Source organism: Effusibacillus pohliae DSM 22757 (genome assembly GCF_000376225.1).
Classification (GTDB): Bacteria; Bacillota; Bacilli; order Tumebacillales; family Effusibacillaceae; genus Effusibacillus; species Effusibacillus pohliae.
This window is the reverse complement of the sequence record NZ_AQXL01000134.1, coordinates 153,698-177,295: the sequence shown is the minus strand read 5'-3', so window position 1 is coordinate 177,295 and position 23,598 is coordinate 153,698. Positions and strand designations below refer to the sequence as shown.

The window sequence follows — 23,598 nt, the reverse complement described above, 5'->3', positions numbered from 1 at the left end:
GAAGGAGGCCATGGCTATGAAAGAACTCGGACGGATTCTGCAAACGGAACGGGAAAGACAGAACCTGACTTTGGATGACATTCAGGACCGGACGAAAATTCGCAAACGCTACCTGCAGGCGATCGAAGAAGGGGATCTGTCGGTTCTCCCCGGTCTGGTATACGCGCGGGGATTTATCAAAAATTACGCGGAACAACTGGGATTGGACGGACAGGAACTGCTGCGCGAGCATCACCTGCTGGACGAGTCGCCATCGCCGAAACCGGGTCCTGTCACCGCTGCAGCAGAACCCCAGCCTAAGTCGCGAGCGGCGGACGAGCCTCGCAAGAAATTCGTTGCCCGCAGCGTCCCGGAAGGCAGCCGGCTCTTGCCGCAGATTCTGATGGGAGCGGCGATCATCGGCCTGTTGGGCGTCGGTTACTGGTTCCTGACAAACCGCCAGGCGACGCCGGAACCGGCTCAGCCGCAAGCGCAGCAATCGAATCAACAAGCGCAACAACCGGGGCAGCAACCCGCCTCGCAGCCGCAGGCTCCCGCCCCGACTCCGGCCGAGCAAAAGCCGACAGGGCCGCTTAAACCGGAAACGAAAGATCGCAGCAAATCGGTCTACAAAGTGGAAGGCGACAAAATCAAACTGCAGATCAAGACAGCCAACGGCAAATCTTGGCTGGACATTACGACCGACGGGCAAAAGCAATACACGCAGGTGGCCGATCAGGGAGTCACCTTGTCGTTTGAAGCGACGCAAAAAATTGTCGTGGTGACAGGCTATTCACCGGCACTGACGATAACGGTGAACGAGCAGCCGGTCGAACTGGAGCAGGTGAACGGCCGGTACGAGTTTCAGTTCCAGAAAAAATGACCGGAACGTCCGTCCAATCTGTCGGCTGCAGTTATGGAAGGAGGCGCGCGAAATGGCAAAAGAAGCGTCGTTTGACATCGTGTCAAACGTTGATTTGCAGGAAGTAAAAAATGCTGTCAACCAGGCAATGAAGGAAATTGAATCGCGCTTTGATTTCAAGGGAAGCAAAAGTTCGATCGAATTGCAGGAGAATGAAATCATTCTGGTCGGTGACGACGAATATAAGCTGAATGCGGTCAACGACATCCTGCAGGCGAAACTGGTGAAGCGGGGCGTCTCGCCGAAATCTTTGCAGTATGGGAAAATCGAGCCGGCCGCCGGCGGCACGGTCCGGCAGACGGTGAAGCTGGTGCAGGGAATCGACCAGGAGAACGCAAAAAAGATCGTGAAGCTGATCAAAGATTCGAAAATCAAAGTCCAGGCGGCCATCCAGGGCGACCAGGTGCGCGTGTCCGGCAAAAGCCGCGACGATTTGCAGACGGTGATTCAATTGCTGAAACAGGCCGATTTTCCGATCGACCTGCAGTTTACCAATTACCGGTCGTGACTTTGACTTCCCCCGTTCTTTCGTATATACTTTGATAATGGTTCAAGTATGCCAATCGCACGAACTAAGCGGTATCGGTCTGGATTGCATATGCAAACCGGGCCTTTGATATTTAGGATGGGGGAAACCATGAGCCAGAAACTAGCAGTTGTCACTCTGGGCTGCGAAAAAAACCTGGTCGATTCGGAAGTGATGATGGGCCTTGTGGCGCAAAAGGGCTATCAGGTGGTGCAAAATCCGCTGGAGGCGGATGTGATCATCGTCAACACTTGCGGATTTATCGACGCAGCCAAGGAAGAATCGGTCGAAACGATCCTGTCGATGGCGCAATTGAAGGACGCGGGGTCCTGCAAAGCGCTGCTGGTGGCCGGCTGCATGGCGCAGCGCTACCAGGACGAGCTGATCACCGAAATTCCGGAAATCGATGGAATTGTCGGCACGGGTGAGTATTTCCGGATCGGCGAGCTGATCGAAGCGGCCATGCACGGTGAAGAAAAACCGCAATTCGTAGGAAATCCGGTGTATCTGTATGATGAGCTGACACCCCGAATGACGACCGGCGGCGCATCCGCCTATGTGAAGATTGCGGAAGGGTGCGACCATTCCTGCACATTCTGCATCATTCCGAAAATGCGGGGCAAGTTCCGCTCGCGGCCGATCGAATCGATCGTTGCCGAAGCCCGGTCACTGGTCAGCCAGGGCGTGAAGGAAATCATGCTGATCGCTCAGGACTCCACCCAATACGGGCTGGATGTATACGGCAAGCGCAATCTGCATGGGTTGCTCGAGGCGTTAAATGAAGTCGAAGGGCTGGAATGGATTCGGCTGCACTATGCATATCCGGGCTTTTTCACGGATGAAGTGATCGATGCGTTCGCCCGTTTGCCGAAAGTCGCCAAATACATCGATATGCCGCTGCAGCATTCGGAAGACCATATTCTGAAGGCGATGCGCCGTCCCGGGCAGCAGGCGCAAATCCGCAAACTGATTGCAAAAATCCGGGATCGCGTGCCGGATGTGGCCTTCCGGACTTCGCTGATCGTCGGGTTTCCGGGCGAATCCGAACAGGATTTTGACAATCTCTGCCGTTTCGTGCGGGAGATCGGGTTCGATCGGATCGGTGTGTTCACATACTCGCCGGAAGAAGGCACTCCCTCTGCCGACATGGATGGACAGGTTCCGCAAGAGGTGAAAGAACGCCGCGCCAGCATGTTGATGGAAGTCGGCCGGGAAGTTGCGGCGAAGCGGAATGCCGAACGGGTAGGCCGCGTATTAAAAGTATTGATCGAGAGTCAGGACACTAACAATCCGGGTATATATATCGGGAGAACCGAATATGACGCGAAGGAAATCGATGGACAGGTGTTTGTCACGGGGAATCGGGAAATCCGGATCGGTGACATGGTGAACGTGCGCATCACCCATTCCTATGATTTTGATTTGGCAGGGGAGTGTGTCTAAGGTGAATTTGGCTAACCGTATTACGATAGCCAGGATTTTTCTGATCCCGGTTATCTTGCTGTTCTTGCTTGTCCGTTTTAATTTTGGCCATTTTACGATTGGCGGACAAACGACTACGGTTAGCGAAATCATCGCTGCTTTGGTGTTTATCGTGGCGGCGGCGACCGATGGGCTTGACGGGTACATCGCCCGCAAACGGAAGATGGTCACTAATTTTGGCAAATTTCTTGATCCGCTGGCGGACAAACTGCTGGTCACCGCCGCGCTGGTGTCGCTCGTGCAGATGCAGCGGATCCCGGCGATCATCGCGATCATCATCATCTTCCGCGAGTTTGCCATCTCCGGCTTGCGGACGATCGCCGCTTCCGAAGGGATCGTGCTGGCAGCGAGCAAGTTGGGGAAATTGAAAACGGCGCTGCAGATCATTGCGATTTCCGCGTCGATTCTGAATAATTTTCCGTTTTCTTACGTACAATTTCCGTTTGACCAGATCATGATCTATATTGCTGTCTTCGTCACCATTTGGTCTGGGGCTGATTATCTGTGGAAAAACAAACATGTGATCTATAGCGGCCGAGTGTAATGGGAAAGGAAGATAGCCAGCTATCTTCCTTTTCAACTCTTTGCGCTGTTGGTGCTGCGGCGGGCCGCAACGAGGAGGAGGGGCTCTATGCGGGCGGAAGTGATCGGAGTCGGGACGGAATTGTTGCTGGGACAGATCGCCAATACGAATGCGCAGTACATATCCGACAAACTGGCTTTGGAAGGGATTGGCGTGTATTTTCACCAGGCGGTGGGCGACAATCGGGAACGCATCAAACAGGTGCTGGAGATCGCCCATGCGCGCTCGGACGTGATCGTGCTGACAGGCGGGTTGGGGCCAACGGAAGACGATCTGACGCGGGAAGCAGTGGCCGATTTTTTGCAGCGGCGGCTGGAGTTGGATACGTCCGTGTTGCAAAAGCTGGAAACCTTGTTTGCCCAACTGGGAAGGGAAATGCCGGTCAACAACCGGCGGCAGGCGATGCGTATCGAAGGCGGCCGGTTTTTGGAAAATCCGCGCGGCACCGCTCCCGGGCAATATGTGGAAGCGGATGGGCGTCATTATTTTCTGTTGCCGGGACCGCCGACCGAAATGCGGCCGATGGTTACCGACCAGATGATTCCGCTGCTGCGCTCCGTCATCGGCCGCCGGATGACGATCCGGTCGCGCGTGTTGCGGATTTTTGGCATTGGTGAATCGGCGATGGAGTTGCTAGTAGCGGATCTGATCCGCAACCAGCAGAACCCGACGATTGCACCGCTTGCGTCTGAAGGGGAAGTGACGCTTCGCATCACCGCCAGAGCGCAGTCGGAAGCGGAAGCATTTGCACTGATCGCGCCGGTTGAAGAACAATTGCGTAAGCGATTGGGAAACGCTATATATGGAATCGACGAGGAGACGCTTCCCGTCGCGATCGGTAAACGGTTGGCGGCACGCGGGGAAACCCTGGCGCTGGCGGAAAGCTGCACCGGCGGCCTGCTGGCTGCGATGGTTACCGACATCCCAGGCAGTTCCGCCTACTTCAAGCAAGGCTGGGTGACGTACGACAACGTCACGAAAACCGAACAGTTGGGGGTATCTTCCGAACTTCTCGGCAGGTACGGGGCTGTCTCGGAAGAATGTGCGCGGGCGATGGCGGAAGGAGCGAGAGCCCGTTCCGACGCCGATTGGTCGATTTCGGTCACCGGCATTGCCGGACCGGGGGGCGGGACGCCTGACAAACCGGTCGGTCTTGTGCACATCGCCGTCGCCGGACCGGACGGAACGACCGCGAAGGAATTCCGGTTTCGCGGAGACCGCCAGCAGATCCGCATCCGCTCCGCCAAAAACGCGCTCTATTCATTATTCAAACGTTTGACTTAGAAAGGTGATAGAATGACGACATTTGCAGAACTGGGACTAAACAAAAAGGTGCAACAGGCGATCGACGAAATGGGGTTTGAAGAGCCTTCTCCCATCCAGGCGCAGTGCATTCCGGTGGTCCTCACCGGGCAGGACGTGATCGGACAGGCGCAGACGGGAACGGGAAAAACGGCTGCGTTCGGCATCCCGTTGGTCGAGATGACGGCGACCAACACCCGCCATGTGCAGGCACTGATTTTGACGCCGACGCGGGAACTGGCCATCCAGGTCGCTGGTGAGCTGCGCAAAATCGCCCGCTACAAACGGGTGCGGACGTTACCGATCTACGGCGGCCAATCGATCGGCCACCAGATCAAGGCGCTGCAGCAGGGCGTTCATATTGTGATCGGCACCCCCGGCCGCGTGCTGGATCACATCCGCCGCGGCACGCTGAAGCTGGACCGGTTGCAGACAGTGGTGCTGGATGAAGCGGACGAAATGCTCGACATGGGATTCATTGACGATATCGAATCGATTTTGCAGAGCACGCCGAACGACCGGCAGACGCTGCTGTTTTCTGCGACGATGCCAGACGAAGTGAAGCGGCTGGCGCAACGCTACATGCAAAATCCGGTCAGCGTTACGGTCAACCGCGGCGACGTGACAGTGCCGCTGATCGAACAGGTCTACTACAAGGTGCTGGAGCGCAACAAGCTGGAAAGTTTGTGCCGCATCATCGACAGCCAGGAAATTCAGCTTGGCATCATTTTCTGCCGTACGAAACGGGGCGTCGACGAGCTGACGGAAGCACTGATTGCGCGCGGCTATATGGCGGACGGATTGCACGGCGACCTGTCGCAGGCGCAGCGCGACCGCGTGATGAAAAAATTCCGCAACGGCGACATCGAGCTGCTGGTAGCAACCGATGTGGCGGCGCGCGGGATCGACGTCGGAAACGTGTCGCACGTGGTGAACTATGACATCCCGCAGGACCCGGAATCCTACGTGCACCGGATCGGCCGCACCGGCCGGGCGGGACGCCGGGGACTGGCCATTACGCTGGTCACGCCGAGGGAATTCAAATTGTTGAAAACGATTGAAAAAGAGACGAAAGCGAAAATAGTGCCGCGGGAAGTTCCGTCGCTCGCCGATGTGGCGGAGCGGCAGGCGGAAAGCTGGCGGGAGCGGCTGCGCGCCTGCATCCAGGAAGGCGGTTTGGCGCATTACAGGGCGATTTTGGGCAACCTGGTTGATGAGTTTGATCCGCTCGATTTGGCGGCCGCCGCATTGAAACTGAGCGTCGGCGACTTGCAAACGGAAGAGGGACAGGATTACGATTTCGGCGACACGGGCGCGGCGCCGGGCAAAGTCCGGTTTTTCATCAACATCGGCCGCAGCGCCAACATCGGACCGGCCGATCTGGTCAAATTCATATCGGAAGAAGCGGGTATTCCGGGGAACGCGATCGGCCGGATCGACATTTTCGACAAATTTGCTTTCCTCGAGGTGGAGCAGGAGTCAGCCCCGTTTGTCTTTGAATCGCTGCGCCAGACGCGGATGAACGGTTCCCGCGTCAACCTGGAACCGGCCCGCCCGCGGGAACGCCGCAGCTGATCGAGGTCGTGTCAAAAGCGAAGCGGATTGCGTGATTGCGGTCCGCTTTTTTGGCACGAACGATTCCTGAACGAAATCAGCTCCAAGGATTATAAATACATCCTTGGAGCTTAGTGCTATAAATCGAGAAAATTTATTTTTTTCTTAAAACAAGGTAAACCCCGGCACTTAGCACGAGAAGAAGGCCAACGGCTGCAATCGTAAGTAGTCTGTTATTGCCATTTTGATTTATAGTTTCGACTGCAGGCATACTGACGCCGGAATTGGTATATTTTCCAGTATTTTTTGTCTGTTCTTGCTTTAGTTTTATCACGTTTTCAACCACATCAGTCAAATCTATATCTTTCTCCTTTGTTAAAGCCAGAAAACTATTATCTTTAAGTGGGATCACCCTGTCACCGCTTTTGTTGTTTTTTACTGCTACTGCACTTAATCCGACACTTTGATCGTAGACCAATCGTATCGATTCTTTCTCTTCACTCACATCAGTTATATTCACCAAATGTTTCGCAAAGAGTAAAGCATGAGTTTTGTCTACATCCGGGCGATGGGGCGGCTGCTTGTAGCGGATTTTTTTGCAAATACAGCAATAAAAAAGTTCGATATATTACGGAACAAATGTTTGCTTTTTTGTTTTCGGTGTTGTAAGATGATAGCAGGAACTGGGGACAGTCAGCGCGAATCTAGTAATGTGATTTTTTGTCGAAAAAGGAGAGGTACACACGTGAGCGATCGAAAAGCGGCGCTGGATATGGCGTTACGTCAGATCGAGAAACAGTTTGGCAAAGGCTCGATCATGAAGCTGGGCGAAGCGGCGAATATGACGGTGGAAACCATTTCTTCCGGCTCATTGGCGATCGATATCGCCCTGGGAGTGGGCGGATTTCCCCGCGGCAGGATCATTGAGGTATATGGACCGGAATCGTCAGGGAAAACAACGGTGGCGCTGCATGCGATCGCCGAAGTGCAGAAACGTGGCGGACAAGCGGCGTTCATCGACGCGGAACACGCATTGGATCCGATTTACGCGCAAAAATTGGGCGTCAATATCGACGAACTACTGATCGCCCAACCGGACACCGGCGAACAGGCGTTGGAAATCGCAGAAGCGCTGGTTCGCTCTGGTGCGGTCGACATCATCGTCGTCGACTCGGTGGCGGCGCTCGTTCCGAAGGCGGAGATCGAAGGGGAGATGGGCGATGCGCACGTTGGCCTGCAGGCGCGGTTGATGTCGCAGGCGCTGCGCAAGCTGTCGGGCGCGATCTCCAAATCGAAGACGATCGCCATCTTCATCAACCAGATCCGGGAAAAGGTCGGCGTCATGTTCGGCAATCCGGAAACGACCACGGGCGGCCGGGCGCTCAAGTTTTACTCGACGATTCGCCTGGAAGTGCGCCGCGCGGAAGCGCTCAAGCAGGGCAACGAACTGGTCGGCAACCGGACGAAGATCAAGGTGGTCAAGAACAAGGTGGCGCCTCCGTTCAAATCGGTCGATGTCGACATCATGTTTGGGGAAGGCATTTCACGGGAAGGTACGATCATCGACATGGCCACCGAACTGGACATCATCGTCAAAAGCGGAGCCTGGTATTCGTTTGAGGGCGAACGTCTCGGCCAGGGCCGCGAGAATGCGAAGCAGTTTTTGAAAGACAATCCGCAGATTGCGGAGAGGATCGAACAGAAGGTGCGGGAAGCGTATCAGGTTGGAGGCCCGTTTGCTGTAACTGCCGCCGACAGTTTTGCCGATGAGGAAGAGGAGTTTTTTGATGAATGAGGCCGGAACGCATCATTACGGCGATTGAACGGCAGAAGGCTCATCCGGACCGGGTGAGCCTTTTTGTGAATGGCGAGTTTGCGCTGGGCATGCGGCGGGAGTTGGTCTACCGTCTGCAGCTTCGCGTCGGTCTCCCGGTAACGGAGGCAGATCTGGCGGAGTGGGAAAGGGAAGAAACGCGGTTGCATGCGTGCGATCTGGCGGCCAAGTACCTGGCCCAGCGGTCCCGCAGCAGCCAACAGGTGCTTGCTTACCTCAAGCGAAAAGAGATACCGCCTGAGATCGCGGAAGCGGCCGTCCGCTATCTCGAATCGCTCGGCTATCTGGACGATGAACGATTCGCTGCCGATTTTGTGTACAACCGGATCCGCTCGAAGCCGCGGGGTAGGCGGATGATCTGCTGGGAACTGCAGCAAACGGGTGTATCCGGCGATACGATCGAACGGGCGTTGGCTGCCTATGAGGATGAGACGGAGGCGGCTAGACGCCTGATCGAGCGAAAAAAGTTTGCGAAAACGGGCGGCGATCCGGCGAACGAACGGGAAATCGCGCAGAAAATCGCCCGTTATCTGGCCGGCAAGGGGTTTTCCAACGACACGATCCGTTCCATCCTTCGCGAATTACGGAAAAAATAACGTCGATTCGCCTTCCCAGTCGCTCCCAAATCCCTTTTCTTGACAATGATTTACACTAAGGCTAAAATTGAGATGCGTATGAACAGCTTCAATGGTCTTTGCGTAAATCGCATTGTATGATACCGATTTGCTTGCCCTTGACCGGGCAAGGCTGCGTCCATGGCTCAGGGTTTCCCAATCTGAGCTGGGAGGCTTGAAGCATGTCACCAATGATGTTTGTGATTGCTGTGATTGCGCTTGTTTTAGGGGTCGGCGCAGGCTATCTGTGGCGGCGCAACGTTGCCGAAGGTAAGATTGCGGCAGCCGAATTGCGGGCCTCGCAGATTCTGGAAGAAGCGAACAAGGAAGCGGAAAGAAGGAAAAAAGAGGCGATCCTGGAAGCGAAAGAGGAAGTTCACAAATTGCGGACGGACGCGGAGAAGGACATTCGCGAACGCCGCACCGAAATTCAGCGGCTGGAACGCCGGTTGCTGCAAAAAGAAGAGACGCTAGACCGCAAGACGGAAGCGATCGAAAAGCGCGCTGAATCGCTGTCCAATCTGGAACGCCTCGTGGATGAGCAACGGCAAAAAGTGGATGAGTTGTACCAACGACAGGTGGCTGAACTGGAGAGAATCTCCGGACTCACGCAGGAGGAAGCGAAATCGATTCTGCTGGCGAATGTGGAAGCGGAATGCCGGCATGAAGCTGCCATCTTGATGAAGGAGATTGAGCAGCAAGCGCGGGATGAGGCGGAAAAGAAAGCGAAGGAAATCATCGCTACCGCGATCCAGCGTTGTGCAGCTGATCATGTTGCAGAAACGACAGTTTCGGTTGTATCTCTGCCAAATGATGAAATGAAAGGCAGGATCATCGGCCGCGAGGGGCGCAACATTCGGGCCCTGGAGACATTGACTGGAATTGATCTGATCATTGATGATACGCCGGAAGCTGTCATTTTGTCGGGATTTGACCCGATTCGGCGGGAAGTCGCTCGCGTGGCTCTTGAAAAACTGGTGGCGGACGGACGCATCCATCCGGCCCGGATTGAAGAAATGGTGGAAAAAGCGCGTCGCGAAATCGATGATCGAATTCGCGAAGAGGGTGAACAGGCGACATTCGAAACGGGTGTCAGCGGCATTCACCCGGATCTGGTGAAAATTCTCGGCCGTTTGAAGTTTCGGACTAGCTATGGCCAAAACGTGTTGAAACACTCGATTGAAGTGGCTCATTTGGCGGGCCTGATGGCTGCCGAGCTGGGACTCGACGTCAACCTGGCGCGGCGCGGCGGTCTGCTGCATGACGTAGGAAAAGCGATCACGCATGAAGTGGAAGGTTCGCACGTCGAAATCGGCGTCGACCTGGCCAAGAAATACAAGGAACATCCGATTGTGATCAATTCGATCGGCGCTCATCACGGAGATATCGAATTCACCTCGCCGATTTCGGTGATTGTGGCGGCAGCCGATGCGATTTCCGCCGCAAGACCGGGAGCGCGCCGGGAAACGCTCGATATTTACCTGAAGCGTCTTGAGAAATTGGAAGAAATCGCCGAATCGTTTGAAGGCGTTGAAAAATCGTATGCGATCCAGGCGGGTCGCGAAATTCGAATCATTGTGAAACCCGAGCTCATCGACGACGCAGAATCGGTACGCGTCGCTAAGGAGATTTCCAAGAAGATTGAACAAGAACTGGATTATCCTGGGCAAATCAAAGTGACCGTCATTCGTGAGACCAGAGCCGTCGAATACGCAAAGTAGAGTAGCCGCAAGGCTACTTTATTTTTTTTGCTTTCAATTCTCTGCAGGAATTTCCCGACAAACAGCGAAATACCTATCGGGAATGGCGGAAGCCGCCATTACTCCCGAATGTTGCAGACTGGAAAGTAGTGGATGAAATGCATGTTCGTAGACATGAATCGGCTGCCGCCCATTTGCTGGTGTCGATGCTGATTCGCTATCCGGAAGTGGCTTCTGTGCGGTATGAGCCGGACAGCCAGTCGCTGATTTTTTCGTTTTTTCTGCAGGGGAACCTGGATGGCGGGAAACGGGAAGCCTGCACGCAAGACCTGATCGCGCATTTTGCGGCTTGTGCCGAGCTGGATCGCGATTTTTCGCCGATCGGGAAATTGCAGTTTACTCCTTTGGAGGACATCACGCTGCTCACCTATCAACAATCGATTCAGCGGATTTGCGCGGGTGAAATTTGCCTGCTGACGTCCGTGTTGCGAAACCATTTTGCCAACGAGGTGGCGCTCGAACCGCTGTTGGTGGATGACGATATGAAAGACGTGCAGGACGAGCTCATCGACCGCCTGCTCGGTCATCGCGACATTTTGGTGGAAGACAGGCCGATCATCGCGTACCGGGAAGGCGGCAAGGTGTTCGTGTACAACAGGTAGCCGCGCCGGCGTTCGCAGTTTGTGGTATGATGAAAGAAATTCCGGCAAATCGTTAGGAGAGTGCGGTGTGAGAATTTTGTTTCTCGGAGATATCGTCGGGCAGCCGGGGCGTTCGATCGTCGCCGCCCGATTGCCCGGATTGCTGGAACAATACCGCCCTGACCTGATCATCGCGAACGCGGAAAATGTGGCCAACGGCCGCGGAATTACGCCGAAGCTGGCGGAGCAGTTGTTTGATGCGCAGATCGATATTTTGACGATGGGCAACCACGTTTGGGACAACCGGGAGATTTTCGGGTACATTGAGCATGACAGGCGGATCGTGCGGCCGGCCAATTTTCCGCCGGGGGTTCCCGGCATCGGCTATACACTGGTGAAGATCGGGGTGCTGCAAGTGGCGGTCGTCAATCTGATCGGACGGGTGTTTATGGGGGATTACGATTCTCCGTTTGCCGCGATCGACCGCATTTTGGCGGAGATTGAACCGCGAACGAAACATGTGTTTGTCGATTTCCATGCGGAGGCGACCTCGGAAAAATTGGCGTTCGCCCATTACGTCGATGGACGCGTCTCGGCCGTGATCGGTACGCATACGCATGTGCAGACGGCGGATGAACAGATTTTGCCGGGCGGCACTGCCTATTTGACGGATGTCGGGATGTGCGGCCCTGTCAACGGCATCATCGGCATCAAAAAGGAGCAGGTGCTGCAGCGGTTTCTCACCCAGATGCCGGTCCGGTTTGATGTGGAAACGGGGCCTGCCATGCTGAACGCGGTCGTGGTTGATCTCACTGACAAAGGGACGGCCTCTTCCGTCACCCGCATTTCGTTAAGGTAGTTTCATTTTGTAACGGTGGTACACGCAAATTTTTAGAAAATTTGCAACCGGAAGGAAGGAATTTTCTGTTAGAGTGCGAATATAGTAAAAGTGAGTCGCAGAAAATTTCTCACTCCTGGAGGTCCATGTCTATGGAAGTATTAAAAGTTTCAGCAAAGTCCAACCCTAACTCTGTGGCCGGCGCACTTGCAGGCGTACTCCGCGAACGGGGGGCCGCCGAACTTCAGGCGATCGGGGCAGGCGCGCTCAACCAGGCAATCAAAGCAGTGGCAATTGCACGAGGATTCGTGGCGCCCAGCGGAGTCGACCTGATCTGCATTCCGGCATTCACCGACATTCAGATTGACGGAGAAGAGCGGACTGCGATTAAACTGATTGTCGAGCCGAGATAAAGCGATGATTGCGTTTGTCCATATTTTTCACGGCCTGTTTACGCGTCTGTAAACAGGACTTTCTTGTTTTTTTGGGAGGGTGTTGCGGATGACAGGAAAACCGTTTCTGATCGACGCGCACGCCGATATTTTGTATCGCATGGAGACGGAGCATCTGCAGTTTGGGGATGCCGGTTCGCCGTTGCATCTGAGCTATCCGAAAATTTTGCAGGCGGGGATCGATCTGCAATTTTTTGCGCTGTATGTCGATCCGCCGTATACGCCGCAGGAACATTTGGCGAAACTCATCTGCTACATTGACACGTTTCGGACGCAAGTATGCCGGGAAGACCGGATGCTCCCCGTTTTGACATATGCCGATATCGAACGGAACAGGAGGGCGGGCAAAAAATCGGCGCTGCTCTCGATTGAAGGCGGCGAGTTTCTGACAGACGATCTGCGCCCGTTGCGGGTGCTTTATTCTCTCGGCGTGCGGGCGATGGGTCTGACCTGGAATCACAAGAACGCGCTCGCATACGGCGTCGGCGAGCCGGAGGACGGGGGCTTGACCCCGTTCGGCCGGGAAGTGGTGCGGGAGATGAACCGGCTCGGGATGCTGATCGATGTGTCCCATTTGGCGCCAAGAGGCGTGCAGGATGTGCTGGAGATCACGCAGGCGCCGATCATCGCCTCCCATTCGAATGCGAAAGCGGTGTATGCCCATCGGCGGAATCTGGATGATGAGCAGATCAAGGCGATCATTCGCAACGGCGGTGTGATCGGGGTGACGTTTGTGCCCTATTTTATCGGCAAGGAACCGGTGGGAATCGCCGATTTGCTGCGACACATCGACCACATCCTGGCGCTTGGCGGGGAGGATCACGTCGGGTTGGGATCCGATTTTGACGGAATTCCGCGGACGATGGTCGATCTGCGTTCCGGCGCCGATTATCCAAAATTGCTGGCGGCGCTCGACAAGGAATACGGGCCAGCGATTGCAGCCAAACTATGCGGCGAAAATTTCTTGCGCGTGCTGAAAGCTGTGTTGAAGCAGGAGGATCAAAATGAACGGGCGGTATGATTTGCATGCACATACGACTGCATCGGACGGCACGTTCACGCCGCGAGAGCTGGTGGAACACGCCAGGCGGCGCGGATTGGCCGGGGTGGGAATCACGGACCACGATTCAACGGACGGGATTGCGGAAGCGATCGAGACCGGGAAACGGTTGCACGTCGATGTGGTTCCCGGTGTGGAGATCAACGCGGAATATGAAGGAAAAGAGGTGCACGTGCTGGGCTATTATTTTGACCTGGATTCCGGGTCGCTGCAGGATTTGTTTCGCAAGTTGCGAAACGAGCGGATCAATCGGATGGAGCGGATTTTGCAAAAGCTCGATGAACTCGGCATCCCGATTGAACGGGACGAGGTGCTGGCGGAGGCGGGCGGGGGAGCGGTCGGCCGACCCCATATTGCGCGTGTGCTGATGAAAAAGGGGGTTGTGCAAGACATTCGCGGTGCGTTTGACCACTATTTGGGCAAAGGCGCGCCAGCCTATGTGGAACGTTGCAAGCTGTCGCCGCAAGAGGCGATCCGCGCGATTCGGGACGCGGGTGGCGTGCCTGTGCTGGCTCATCCGGGACTGGTGGGAAAGGACGCTTTGATCGAAGAGTTGATTCCGGCAGGACTCTTGGGAATTGAAGCATCGCATCCGGACCATCCGACAGACGTCCGGCAGCGCTATACCAAACTGGCCAATGAGCTCGGGCTGATCGCGACTGGCGGATCCGATTTTCACGGCGCGGGTGCCGAGCATCGCGGTGAGCTTGGCACCGTCACGGTCAACCGATCGGTTGTGCAGCAGCTTCGGGAAAAATCGGGGGTGTTTTAACCGAGCCGTTTCCGGCATATACTGGGGTAGGCAGATCATCCAATCATCCTGGTCTGGAGGGGGGACTTCTCCTTGGATATGCATGAAGCTGACAGGGTAGAGGAGAAGATCCGCGAACTGGAGAAGAAAATTTCCCAACTGCGAGCCGGCCGGCGCATCCTGATGAACCTTTTGGAGCAATCGACACATGAGAAACTCCGGCAGATTGTCCGGTTGGAAAAGGAGAATCAACTGCTTCGGAAGCAAAACCGGAAATATGCGACGCAACTGTTGCTGCTGAGAACGGGAGTCAAGCAGCAACACTCGGAAGTTGATGAGGTTTCAGATCCCTTCGCGTAGAGGGGATTTTTTCTTTGCAAAGATAAAATTCTAAGAAACTAAGATAGCGGGAGACCGCTGGCTCTTTTCCGAGGAAATTAGATTTTTCGCCGGATTTCGATTTTTTATCGGATTTTCGCTCGTTTTCTGTCGAATCAAGGAGGATGAATCGGATGCGTGTACGGATTCTGGGTGAAAATTCGCCGTTCCCTGCACCGGGCGGCGCGAGCACGCGTGCAAAAGCTCTGCCTGATCCACATTTATCCCGGTTATGACCAGGAACCCAAACGGGAGGCGGCGACAGCGTTCGCCGGTGAGATCCTCGTGGCCGAAAAGGGAATGGTGCTGGAAGTATAGGGACGGGTCTGCTGTTGGCGATGATGGTCGCGTGGATGGTTGTGGGGTGTTTTTTATGGTCCGCAGTCGCCTGCGGACCGCCGCAACAAGCTGCCAGTTACGTGTCGAGGCCGTCTTTTTCGTGCATTTGCCGCTTCAATGACTTGTGAGTGAAGTCCCATTTTCGGTACTGGCCCTTTTGCGACTTTTTCTCTCGCGCACGCGGCATCCCGAGAGGTTTGTACAGTTCGGTGGTGAATTCTTCCCGCGAAAAGTCCATTTTGTTCCGGAAGATGTTCTTATGGTTTGGCACACCATTTCCCACCTTTCCACTGTACTCATTCGTTAGGATGCCCCGCACGCCAAATCTTATTTGGATCCGTGACAATCGAAATGCCGTGCAGGCGGAGGCTGCTTTCACGCCACTCCCGAGGGATTCTTTATTGGAGCGGCTTTTATTTTGGGCGGTTCGGCAAGTACCCAAATGTTGCTTCCGGCATAGGATATACGGACAGATGACCCAGGGCATCTGCGGAGGTGCAGGGAACATCGGGTGCAACCGATGGCTTGCACGCGAGCAGCCATCAAAAGCGGCCCGTCGGATTCAGCGCTTTGATGGAGACCCGAAACAACCTGAAGAGGAGGTAGCTGCATGGCACACTTTGACAAGGACGTCCGTTGCCGGGAAATCTATACGCTGGCAGTCTGCGGCAAAGGCAGCAAGTATTCGCAGACAACCTACACGATCCGTCCTGCCAACCGGCCATCCACCATCGGCGGATGCTGGGTGATGAACCATTCATGCAGTGCGGAAATGGTCGGGGACTTTGTGGAAGTCCACGGCCGGTTCGATGTGAACGTATGGTACTCCTACAATGGAAACACCGATACGGGAGTGGCAAAGGATACGGTTTCGTATGTGCAACAGATCCCGCTGCGCGAACTGGATCCGTACTGCAGCCGGGAAGGCATGCAAGTATCGGTGAAAGTGCTGCAACAACCGAACTGCCTGGATGCAACGATCGTCGACGGCGGCAATGAGATTCTCGTTCGCATTGAAAAAGAACTGGCCGTCGAAGTGATGGGCAAAACCAAGCTGTTCGTGCTGGTTTCCGACCAGCCGGAGAAAGACGACGAAGAACCGTTGGAAGACGACATCTTCGAGGAAGAAGAATTCGAAGATTGACGGCGACGCTCCAATGCGTCGCCCGTTTTTTCCCCTGGGGCCGCTGTGCCCTTTTTTTCTGCATCTCTTGCCGTTATGTCGGAAAGGGGAGGAGAGACAAATGCTTGGCAGCGGATTGATCGGGATCCTCATGCAGGGCAATCGGCAGATCCGCGTACCAAAACGTTGGCTGGTTCGGTTCGCATGGTCGGCGGGAGAGCGGATCCGCCTTACAGCCGGTCAAAAATCTCTCGGCGCAACGGTGCGCGGCCATGACCTGGATCACGTGTCCGTATCGCAGGATATCGTGCGTGACTTAAGGCTGCCGGATGGACCGATCACATGGAAAGCGAACCGGAGCGGGATCCGGTTTGGACCGTTTGTCGCCGTTTATTCCCGGTATACGGGGAGCCGGGAAAAACCATTCGGCACCATCACCCGTTTGCTGCAAGATATGACAAGCATCGCGAGAGAATTGCACATTCCGCTGTATATTACGCCGATCGGAGGTTTGGACCGGGAACGGAGAACGGTGGCCGGCTGGAGTTATGACGAACGTTCCGCCACCTGGAGAGAAGGGGAATATCCGTGGCCGGACGTATGCATGAAAAAAACGATTTTGCTGCCTCCCGAGTTGAAATCGGTGGCGAAACAGGAGTTTCACCAGCTGCAGGTGTCGGGAGTTAAAATGTTCTATCGGCCGCTCGAAAGCAAGCTGGCCGTGCACCGGATGCTGGCCAAAGATCCGGCGATTGCTCCCTATCTTCCACAGACCCGAAAACTCCGTTCTGCACGAGACGTTTTCGATATGCTGCAGTCTTTCCCGGTGCTGTATCTGAAGCCTGCGCAGGGAACGCAAGGCAGAGACGTGTACCGCGTCAGCCGTCACCCGGAAGCGGGAAAAGTGAGGATGCAGATTCAGCAAGCGGGCGGGACGCGGCGAGTGATCGTGAATCTGGCGGCACAGCAAGCCTGGTTTTATAAAACATTTGTTGTGCAGCGCGAGTTTCTGGTCCAGCAGGGGATTGAACTGATCGGGGACGGGATGGGGCGGGCGGCCGATTTTCGCTGGCTGATTCAAAGGGATGGCAACGGCCGCTGGCAAGTGACCGCCAGAGTGGCTCGACTCGGTCAAAAAGGCAGCGTGACAAGCAATGTTTCGACCGGTGCCGACGTGTTTGAAAGCAGCGATTTGCTCAGGCGGGCGGGGTTTGCCCCAGCCAGGGTGCGGGCGTTGATCGGAGAGATGGATCGGTTGGCGTTGCAGATCGCCAAACGGATCGAACGGCGCAAAGGAGAGATGGGGGAACTGGGCATCGATTTTGCCGTCGATCGCGGCGGACGCCCCTGGTTGATTGAGGTCAATCCGAATCCGGGCCGCCGCATGCTGAAGATTTTGGATCCGGCAATACGAGCGCTGTCACTGCGCAGAGCTCTTGAATATGCTAGGTATACGGCCGGCTTCCGCGACGGTTCGGCATCAGACTGAAAGTTTGGACGGCAAGGAGGGAAGATGTGGATTGAAAACCATACCGATCACGGTCACATCTGTTTCCTCTGAGCATAGAGGGTATCTGTTTCTCTCCAAGACAGTATGCAACCAGCTCGGGATCAGGCCGGGACAGCACGAAATCCAGTGCGGCGGCGTCCACCTCTCGGTGCGTGTCGCGTATCCGATGCATGAGAATTCCTCAATTTGTACGTTTTCGCCTGATGTGATAGAGTCGCTTGCATTGCTTGAGGACAGCAGGTTGTTTCTTTATAAAACGGGAGAGATGTTGCGAATCGGCCCCGTCTTTGCGATTTTTGCCAATGTCCGGGTGAAAAACGGGGAGATCGCCGGTCAACAGGGGCCGATTTTTGAACATCTGCTGTCACTTGCGACAGAAGAGCGGATGTTCGCTTATGTGTTCGGGCCGCAGGATGTAACGTCAAACAAGTTGCAAGGCTATATCTTGCACAAGGCGAACGGCAGGCGCCAGTGGGATTTGCGCAGCGTGCCGTTTCCGGATGTCGTGTATGACCAGATCATCACGCGAAAATTCGAAAATCGCCCAGATGTCAAGGCGGTGAAACAGCAGTTGCTGAAGCGATTGGGGGCCGCCTATTTCAATCCTGGATTCTTTGACAAAGCGCAAGTGCATCAGTGGTTGTCGGCGAGAGATGAGACAAAAGGCTACTTGCCGGCAACGATCCTGCATGAGGACGTGAAACGGACGGCCGTTTTTCTGGAACGTTACAATCCCGTTTACCTGAAACCGATCAACGGATCGAAGGGAATCGGAATCATTAAGTTGATGCGTCTGGCAGACGGCCATTTTTTCTACCAAATCAAGGGCAAACAAGGCATTCCGGTGCAAGGGGTGCAAAAGTCACCGGCCGAAGTATTGCGAAAGCTGCAGCCGCGTATGAAAAAACGGGCTTTTCTGGCGCAGGAAGGTTTGCAGTTGAAAACGTACCAGGGACGGCCGTTTGATATTCGAGTTTTGGTGCAAAAGGATGAGACCGGTGCCTGGAAGCGCACGAAGATGTTCTGCCGGATTGCGCAGGCAGGCGACATCACCTCGAACTTGAGCACCGGCGGCGACGCGTTGGCAGTTGCCAAGGTGTTGCGAGAGATCTATCCGAACCCGGAACAAACCAGACGGATCCTGCGGAAGATCCGCAAGCTGGTCGGCACCGTACCGACGGTGCTGGAGGAGGTATCCGGCCAACAGTACGGGGAAATCGGGCTCGATATCGGGATTGATACAAAAGGATGGGTGTGGATTATTGAAGTGAATTCCAAACCGTGGAAAAAACCGTTCACCGAACAAGGATCGATGAAACTTGTGTTGCAATCATTCCGCCGGCCTCTGCTTTACGGAAAATATCTGGCTGGGATTACCTAATCGATCGGAGAAAGGAGACGGACGATGGGATACCTGCTTCTGCACGCTGGGCAACCGACAGCCAAACGCTTATTGAGACGGATCCCAGAATTTGACGGGGTGGTAGGTATGGGTCCAATCACCAGCCATGACCGGGTAATTCGCTGGGGAAACACATCAGGCAGCGATTTGGAACCGGAACAGGTGCTCAATCCGAAGGCAGCGATTCTTGCGACCCGTTCCCGCAGTGAAATGTTGTCGATTCTCCGGCTGAATGGAGTCCGCTGTCCATATTCGGAGGAACAGGAAAAAGAACGCTCCATCTCCATCATCCGCCACTACCGCGTCCCCGTGTTTAATATGCGGGCGCTGGCGTTGTTTCGTTCAGACAGCAAGCTGATTTGGTTGGACCGCCGGATCAACCAGATCAGTGAACGGTTTCGGGAAGTTCGGCCGGATGAGGATAAGGTGGCAACGCGCATCAGCCGCCTGGCAATCCGGGCCGTTCACGCCTTGGGATTGGATTTTGGATTGGTAAGTCTCGGTCTTACGAGCAAGGGATTCTCGTATGTGCTCGATGTGTGGCCGGCGCCAGTACTGAAAGACCGGTTATTGGATTTATATGAAGCAGCGATCCGTGATTGGATGAGGGCAGAGGAGTCGCCCGACACTCCTTCTTTTTTGATGGGAACCGACTTGGAATTTATGTTGCGAAACCCCGAGGGCAGGCTGGTAGTCGCGTCAAAATACCTGCCGCGTAGCGGCAAAGTCGGCTGTGACGCGCTGAGCATCCGGCGGGCGGGAACCCGCTTTCCGTTGGCCGAGATCCGGCCGGATCCCAGTTCGTCCCCGTTGCGGCTGGTGAAAAATATTGAAGACACATTGCTGGAAGCAAAACGGATGATTCCCCGCCAACTGCATTGGCTGGCCGGTTCCATGCCGCTTCGCAATTATGGCATCGGCGGACATATCCATTTTTCCAACCTTCCTCTATCGAGTCAGCTGGTCAAGGCGCTGGACAATTATTTGGCATTGCCGGTGATGATGCTGGAAGATACGTCCGCTTCCTCCCGCCGCCGGCCGAAATACGGATTTCTCGGCGATGTCCGGTTAAAGTCGCACGGTGGGTGGGAATACCGAACGTTAGGCAGTTGGTTGATCTCTCCCGACATCGCGAAGGCAGTCGTTTGTCTGGCGTATCTGGTGGCGAATCATTATCGCCAGCTGAAACGGGCTCCGTTTTTGTCCCCCGAACTGCAACGGGCTTTTTACCTTGGGGATAAACGGATGCTGCGGCCATATTTTGAGGAAATCTGGGGCGACATCCAGCAGACCGGCACCTATGAGCGGTACAAGGAGGAACTTGATCTGATTGCTGACATGGTTCGCAACGAAGAGTCGTGGGACGAATTGGCCGATATCAGGCGGGCGTGGGGAATTCGCTACCCGAGACCGACAAGAACCGGAAAGCTGGTTCGCACATAGTATGCTGATGGGGTCTTATGAAAGGATGAAACTGCATGATTGTTGGGATTCTGACCGCCAAAATACTCGACCGGGCCAGCTTACGCGATATGATCCGCATGGGAAAACGCCTTCGAATTCCCGTCTACGTACTGCCGATCGAGGGAATCGACCTGGAGAGGCAAACCTGCTGGGGATTGAAGTGGAACGGAAGTTGGGAAAAAGCAGCCTGTCCGCTGCCCACCGTCATCTACAACCGGATACTTGCCCGCAGAGTTGAACAGAGTCCCGATGTAAAGCGATTGATGGGCGATCTCGAGGAGCTCGGGATCCCAATTTTTAATCCGGGTTATTTTGATAAAGGTGAACTGTACCGCATCGTCGGCCATCATCCGGAGACGCGCCATCTGTTGCCGGAGACGCAAGACCTGCAATCTCCTGCCGATTTAAAGCAAATGTTGGAATTGCACCGGCAATTGTACGTAAAACCGGTGCAAAGTTACGGCGGAAAAGGGATCTTGCGGATCGACCAGACAGAGAACGGAGTGCTGATCAATTCACATGTGAAAGGCAGACCTAACATCCGATACGCGAGCATTCGCGATCTGTATTTCACATTAACCCGCAACCGCCGATATAAAAAATACGTATTGCAGCGCAGCGTTTCGCTGGCAAAAGTAGACGGACATGTGTACGACCTGCGGGTACTGGTGCAAAAAAACCGACGCGGCGAATGGTCCGTTACCGGCGTCGGTGCGCGAGTCGCCCCGGAGTCTGGAATCGTCACCCACGTGCCGAACGGTGGCACCATCCGGAACGCGCAGGAAGCGCTGCTGGCAAGCTTTAACGGAAAAGGTATTCGGATATTGCAAGATGTGAAACAGAGCGTACTGAAACTGGCGAGCGTAATCGAGGAGGAAACGCCGGGCATACTAGGCGAAATGTCGATGGATATCGGCGTCGATGAATCCGGCAAACCGTGGTTTTTTGAAGCGAACGCGAAGCCGGGAAAATTTGACGAACCGGAGATTCGCCGGTTGTCCATGCAGAGGTTGCTCGAGTTTTGCGTCTACCTGGCGACCCACAAATCACTGGTCCGTAGCCAAAAGTAAAAGACCCTCTCATCTCCGAGATGCGCCATTGTCCATACGGAACCGCCCGACGATCCCCTGTCGCTGCCTGCCAGCATGACGGCAATGAAACTGATACGAAGGGGCGATCATTTGCCAAGTGGCGGCACAGAAAAAACGCCATCCGCATAATGCGAATGGCTCACCAATGATTTGGACAATCTTCCCGGCGCAAATAGCTGGCAAGTGTCTGGCCAACGAGTTATTGAGTGTCCGGATCCGGCTTTTCTGACGGTGTTACCTCCGTTTGTTCGGCGGTGTTGTTCACCTGCCAGGCAGCCTGATCGCCGAAGTAAGCGTTTGTCAGTTCTTCCGAAACTTCAAGCTCCTGCCTGTTTGCCGCCATTCTCGCCCAAATGTTTTTCAGCAGTTTGGAGGCTCGCATCCTTATCACCTTCCTGCCGGTGTGTAACCATTTTATTCGGTAGTATGGGCAAAAACTGTTTGCTTTATTGAAAGAATTGATCTGCGGCCTGTTTCTGTGGTATACTCGACATGCCCCCGTAATGAGACGGGGTTTTTTTCTGCTGGAAACAATGGATTTGAGCGATAGATCATGCTGATTCGATCTTGTAGGGAAGGAGTGTCGACGATGAGCGACCTTTTGCAACTGGAAGATTTCACGCAAGCGGAAGGCGAGATGCACCGGCCGACGCTGGTCGAGCGGAAAAGTGTCGATTACCGGGCGATCGCAAAAAATGTCGGCCGCATAGGCGTTGGCAAGAAGTATCACATTAAGACGTACGGCTGCCAGATGAACGAACACGATACGGAAATCATGGCCGGCATGCTGGAGGAGATGGGGTACACTGCCGCTTCCAATCTGGAAGAGGCCGATTTTATCCTGTTCAATACGTGTGCGGTGCGGGAAAATGCGGAGGACAAAGTGTTTGGCGAAATCGGCCGCATCAAACCGCTGAAAAACCGCAATCCGGAACTGATTCTCGGTTTGTGCGGATGCATGGCGCAGGAGGAAGTCGTGCAGCAGATGGTGGCCAAAACGTATCCGTGGGTGGATATTGTGTTCGGGACACACAACCTGCACCGGTTGCCGGAATTGATCGACCGGGCGCGGCATTCGCAGGAGACGATTTTTGAAGTGTGGGACAAGGCGGGCGATGTGGTTGAGAACCTGCCGAAACTGCGGAAGGAAGGCATCAAGGCGTGGGTGAACATCCAGTACGGCTGCAACAAGTTCTGTACGTACTGTATCGTGCCGTATACCCGCGGACGGGAGCGCAGCCGCTTGCTGGAAGACGTTGTGGCGGAAGTGAAAGAATTGGCGGCGCAAGGGTTTAAAGAAATTACGCTGCTCGGGCAAAATGTGAATGACTATGGAATCGATCTGAAAGCATACGATTTTGCCGACCTGCTGGCCGCCTGCAACGAGGTGGCGGGTATTGAGCGGATTCGCTTTACAACGTCGAACCCGTGGAATTTCACCGACAAACTGATCGCCACGATCGCCCGCTGCGACAAGGTGGTGGAACATATCCACCTGCCGGTGCAGTCGGGCAACAACACGATTTTACGCCGGATGAACCGCGGCTATACGCGTGAATTCTATCTGGATCTGGTAAAACGCATCCGGCAAGCGATTCCCAACGTGTCCTTGACAACCGATATCATTGTCGGGTTCCCCGGCGAGACGGAGGAGCAGTTCGAAGATACGCTCAGCCTGGTGGAAGAAGTGCGGTTTGACGGCGCATTCACCTTTATCTATTCACCGCGCGCGGGCACGCCGGCAACCCGCTTCAAACAACAGGTGTCGGAAGCGGACCAGAAGCGCCGCCTGCAGCGGCTGATCGAGCTGCAAAACCGGATTTCGCGCGAAATCAACGACGCGATGAAAGGAGAAACGGTCGAAGTGCTGGTGGAAGGCGAATCGAAAACGAACGCCGAGTTTCTACAAGGCCGCACGCGGACCAATAAAATCGTGCTGTTCCAGGGGCCGAAACACCTGATTGGCCAGCTTGCGCAGGTGACGGTGACCGAGCCGCAAACCTTTTATCTGAAAGGCAAATTGGTAACGTCAGGCGAGGAGATGGCTGTGTAA

General features: G+C 54.9%; 25 protein-coding genes. 22 read left to right on the top strand and 3 right to left on the bottom strand.

The window, feature by feature from the left end:
* Positions 1 to 16 precede the first annotated feature (16 nt).
* The 6 genes from C230_RS21575 (at position 17) to C230_RS0117650 (ending at position 6,369) form a co-directional block, all read left to right on the top strand.
* Entirely contained in the window at positions 17 to 862 is an 846-nt protein-coding gene (locus C230_RS21575; protein ID WP_018133386.1) for a helix-turn-helix domain-containing protein, read from the top strand.
* 52 nt (positions 863 to 914) lie between these two features.
* Complete coding sequence (locus C230_RS0117670) at positions 915 to 1,409, top strand: YajQ family cyclic di-GMP-binding protein (RefSeq protein WP_018133385.1); 495 nt, start codon at positions 915 to 917, stop codon at positions 1,407 to 1,409.
* 129 nt (positions 1,410 to 1,538) lie between these two features.
* Complete coding sequence (gene rimO / locus C230_RS0117665) at positions 1,539 to 2,870, top strand: 30S ribosomal protein S12 methylthiotransferase RimO (protein ID WP_018133384.1); 1,332 nt, start codon at positions 1,539 to 1,541, stop codon at positions 2,868 to 2,870.
* A gap of 1 nt (position 2,871) precedes the next feature.
* Positions 2,872 to 3,453 carry a CDP-diacylglycerol--glycerol-3-phosphate 3-phosphatidyltransferase gene (pgsA, locus tag C230_RS0117660; protein WP_018133383.1) on the top strand — a complete coding sequence of 194 codons (582 nt, stop codon included), beginning with the start codon at positions 2,872 to 2,874 and terminating at the stop codon, positions 3,451 to 3,453.
* Positions 3,454 to 3,540: 87 nt separating this feature from the next.
* Entirely contained in the window at positions 3,541 to 4,776 is a 1,236-nt protein-coding gene (locus tag C230_RS0117655; protein WP_018133382.1) for a competence/damage-inducible protein A, read from the top strand.
* 12 nt (positions 4,777 to 4,788) lie between these two features.
* Positions 4,789 to 6,369: a DEAD/DEAH box helicase gene (locus tag C230_RS0117650; protein WP_018133381.1), complete on the top strand. Its 1,581-nt coding sequence runs from the start codon at positions 4,789 to 4,791 to the stop codon at positions 6,367 to 6,369.
* A 133-nt stretch (positions 6,370 to 6,502) separates the two neighbouring features.
* On the opposite strand, the gene C230_RS0117645 is transcribed toward C230_RS0117650, so the two are convergent.
* Positions 6,503 to 6,853: a hypothetical protein gene (locus tag C230_RS0117645; RefSeq protein WP_018133380.1), complete on the bottom strand. Its 351-nt coding sequence runs from the start codon at positions 6,851 to 6,853 to the stop codon at positions 6,503 to 6,505.
* A 240-nt stretch (positions 6,854 to 7,093) separates the two neighbouring features.
* On the opposite strand from C230_RS0117645, the gene recA reads away from it, so the two are divergent.
* The 10 genes from recA to C230_RS0117595 all read left to right on the top strand — a co-directional run bounded on the left by recA (position 7,094) and on the right by C230_RS0117595 (position 14,934).
* The gene (gene recA / locus C230_RS0117640) at positions 7,094 to 8,143 is read left to right on the top strand and encodes a recombinase RecA (protein ID WP_018133379.1); all 1,050 of its coding nucleotides are present in this window, start codon (positions 7,094 to 7,096) and stop codon (positions 8,141 to 8,143) included.
* Positions 8,140 to 8,778 carry a regulatory protein RecX gene (locus C230_RS0117635; RefSeq protein WP_018133378.1) on the top strand — a complete coding sequence of 213 codons (639 nt, stop codon included), beginning with the start codon at positions 8,140 to 8,142 and terminating at the stop codon, positions 8,776 to 8,778. The genes recA and C230_RS0117635 overlap by 4 nt, the downstream gene beginning before the upstream one ends.
* A gap of 200 nt (positions 8,779 to 8,978) precedes the next feature.
* Entirely contained in the window at positions 8,979 to 10,517 is a 1,539-nt protein-coding gene (gene rny, locus C230_RS0117630) for a ribonuclease Y (RefSeq protein WP_018133377.1), read from the top strand.
* Between the two features lie 137 nt (positions 10,518 to 10,654).
* Positions 10,655 to 11,158, top strand: coding sequence for a hypothetical protein (locus C230_RS0117625; RefSeq protein ID WP_018133376.1), 504 nt, complete (start codon positions 10,655 to 10,657; stop codon positions 11,156 to 11,158).
* Between the two features lie 67 nt (positions 11,159 to 11,225).
* Entirely contained in the window at positions 11,226 to 11,996 is a 771-nt protein-coding gene (locus C230_RS0117620) for a TIGR00282 family metallophosphoesterase (RefSeq protein ID WP_018133375.1), read from the top strand.
* A 131-nt stretch (positions 11,997 to 12,127) separates the two neighbouring features.
* Positions 12,128 to 12,388 carry a stage V sporulation protein SpoVS gene (gene spoVS, locus C230_RS0117615; RefSeq protein ID WP_018133374.1) on the top strand — a complete coding sequence of 87 codons (261 nt, stop codon included), beginning with the start codon at positions 12,128 to 12,130 and terminating at the stop codon, positions 12,386 to 12,388.
* A gap of 88 nt (positions 12,389 to 12,476) precedes the next feature.
* Positions 12,477 to 13,448: a dipeptidase gene (locus C230_RS0117610; protein ID WP_018133373.1), complete on the top strand. Its 972-nt coding sequence runs from the start codon at positions 12,477 to 12,479 to the stop codon at positions 13,446 to 13,448.
* The gene (locus tag C230_RS0117605; protein ID WP_018133372.1) at positions 13,432 to 14,259 is read left to right on the top strand and encodes a PHP domain-containing protein; all 828 of its coding nucleotides are present in this window, start codon (positions 13,432 to 13,434) and stop codon (positions 14,257 to 14,259) included. Before C230_RS0117610 ends, C230_RS0117605 begins: the two co-directional genes overlap by 17 nt.
* A 72-nt stretch (positions 14,260 to 14,331) precedes the next feature.
* Positions 14,332 to 14,598 (top strand): hypothetical protein, encoded by a 267-nt coding sequence (locus C230_RS20935; RefSeq protein WP_018133371.1) that lies wholly within the window; start codon positions 14,332 to 14,334, stop codon positions 14,596 to 14,598.
* A gap of 156 nt (positions 14,599 to 14,754) precedes the next feature.
* Positions 14,755 to 14,934, top strand: a complete 180-nt coding sequence (locus C230_RS0117595; protein WP_018133370.1) for a hypothetical protein — start codon at positions 14,755 to 14,757, stop codon at positions 14,932 to 14,934.
* 97 nt (positions 14,935 to 15,031) lie between these two features.
* On the opposite strand, the gene C230_RS0117590 is transcribed toward C230_RS0117595, so the two are convergent.
* Complete coding sequence (locus C230_RS0117590; protein WP_018133369.1) at positions 15,032 to 15,226, bottom strand: hypothetical protein; 195 nt, start codon at positions 15,224 to 15,226, stop codon at positions 15,032 to 15,034.
* A gap of 339 nt (positions 15,227 to 15,565) precedes the next feature.
* On the opposite strand from C230_RS0117590, the gene cotE reads away from it, so the two are divergent.
* The 5 genes from cotE to C230_RS20920 all read left to right on the top strand — a co-directional run bounded on the left by cotE (position 15,566) and on the right by C230_RS20920 (position 21,524).
* On the top strand, positions 15,566 to 16,099 hold the full coding sequence (gene cotE / locus C230_RS0117585; RefSeq protein ID WP_018133368.1) for an outer spore coat protein CotE: 534 nt from the start codon (positions 15,566 to 15,568) through the stop codon (positions 16,097 to 16,099).
* Positions 16,100 to 16,199: 100 nt separating this feature from the next.
* Positions 16,200 to 17,567, top strand: a complete 1,368-nt coding sequence (locus C230_RS0117580; protein WP_018133367.1) for a YheC/YheD family endospore coat-associated protein — start codon at positions 16,200 to 16,202, stop codon at positions 17,565 to 17,567.
* Positions 17,568 to 17,598: 31 nt separating this feature from the next.
* On the top strand, positions 17,599 to 18,969 hold the full coding sequence (locus C230_RS20930; protein WP_018133366.1) for a YheC/YheD family endospore coat-associated protein: 1,371 nt from the start codon (positions 17,599 to 17,601) through the stop codon (positions 18,967 to 18,969).
* Between the two features lie 24 nt (positions 18,970 to 18,993).
* Positions 18,994 to 20,433: a putative amidoligase domain-containing protein gene (locus C230_RS20925; protein ID WP_018133365.1), complete on the top strand. Its 1,440-nt coding sequence runs from the start codon at positions 18,994 to 18,996 to the stop codon at positions 20,431 to 20,433.
* Between the two features lie 35 nt (positions 20,434 to 20,468).
* Positions 20,469 to 21,524 carry a YheC/YheD family endospore coat-associated protein gene (locus tag C230_RS20920; RefSeq protein WP_018133364.1) on the top strand — a complete coding sequence of 352 codons (1,056 nt, stop codon included), beginning with the start codon at positions 20,469 to 20,471 and terminating at the stop codon, positions 21,522 to 21,524.
* Positions 21,525 to 21,744: 220 nt separating this feature from the next.
* Here the strand turns inward: C230_RS20920 and C230_RS0117560 are convergent, their stop codons facing one another.
* A complete protein-coding gene (locus C230_RS0117560) occupies positions 21,745 to 21,927 on the bottom strand; it encodes a hypothetical protein (RefSeq protein WP_018133363.1) in 183 nt (60 codons plus the stop codon).
* Between the two features lie 207 nt (positions 21,928 to 22,134).
* Here C230_RS0117560 and miaB point away from each other — a divergent pair, with 207 nt between their 5' ends.
* Positions 22,135 to 23,598 carry a tRNA (N6-isopentenyl adenosine(37)-C2)-methylthiotransferase MiaB gene (gene miaB / locus C230_RS0117555; protein WP_018133362.1) on the top strand — a complete coding sequence of 488 codons (1,464 nt, stop codon included), beginning with the start codon at positions 22,135 to 22,137 and terminating at the stop codon, positions 23,596 to 23,598.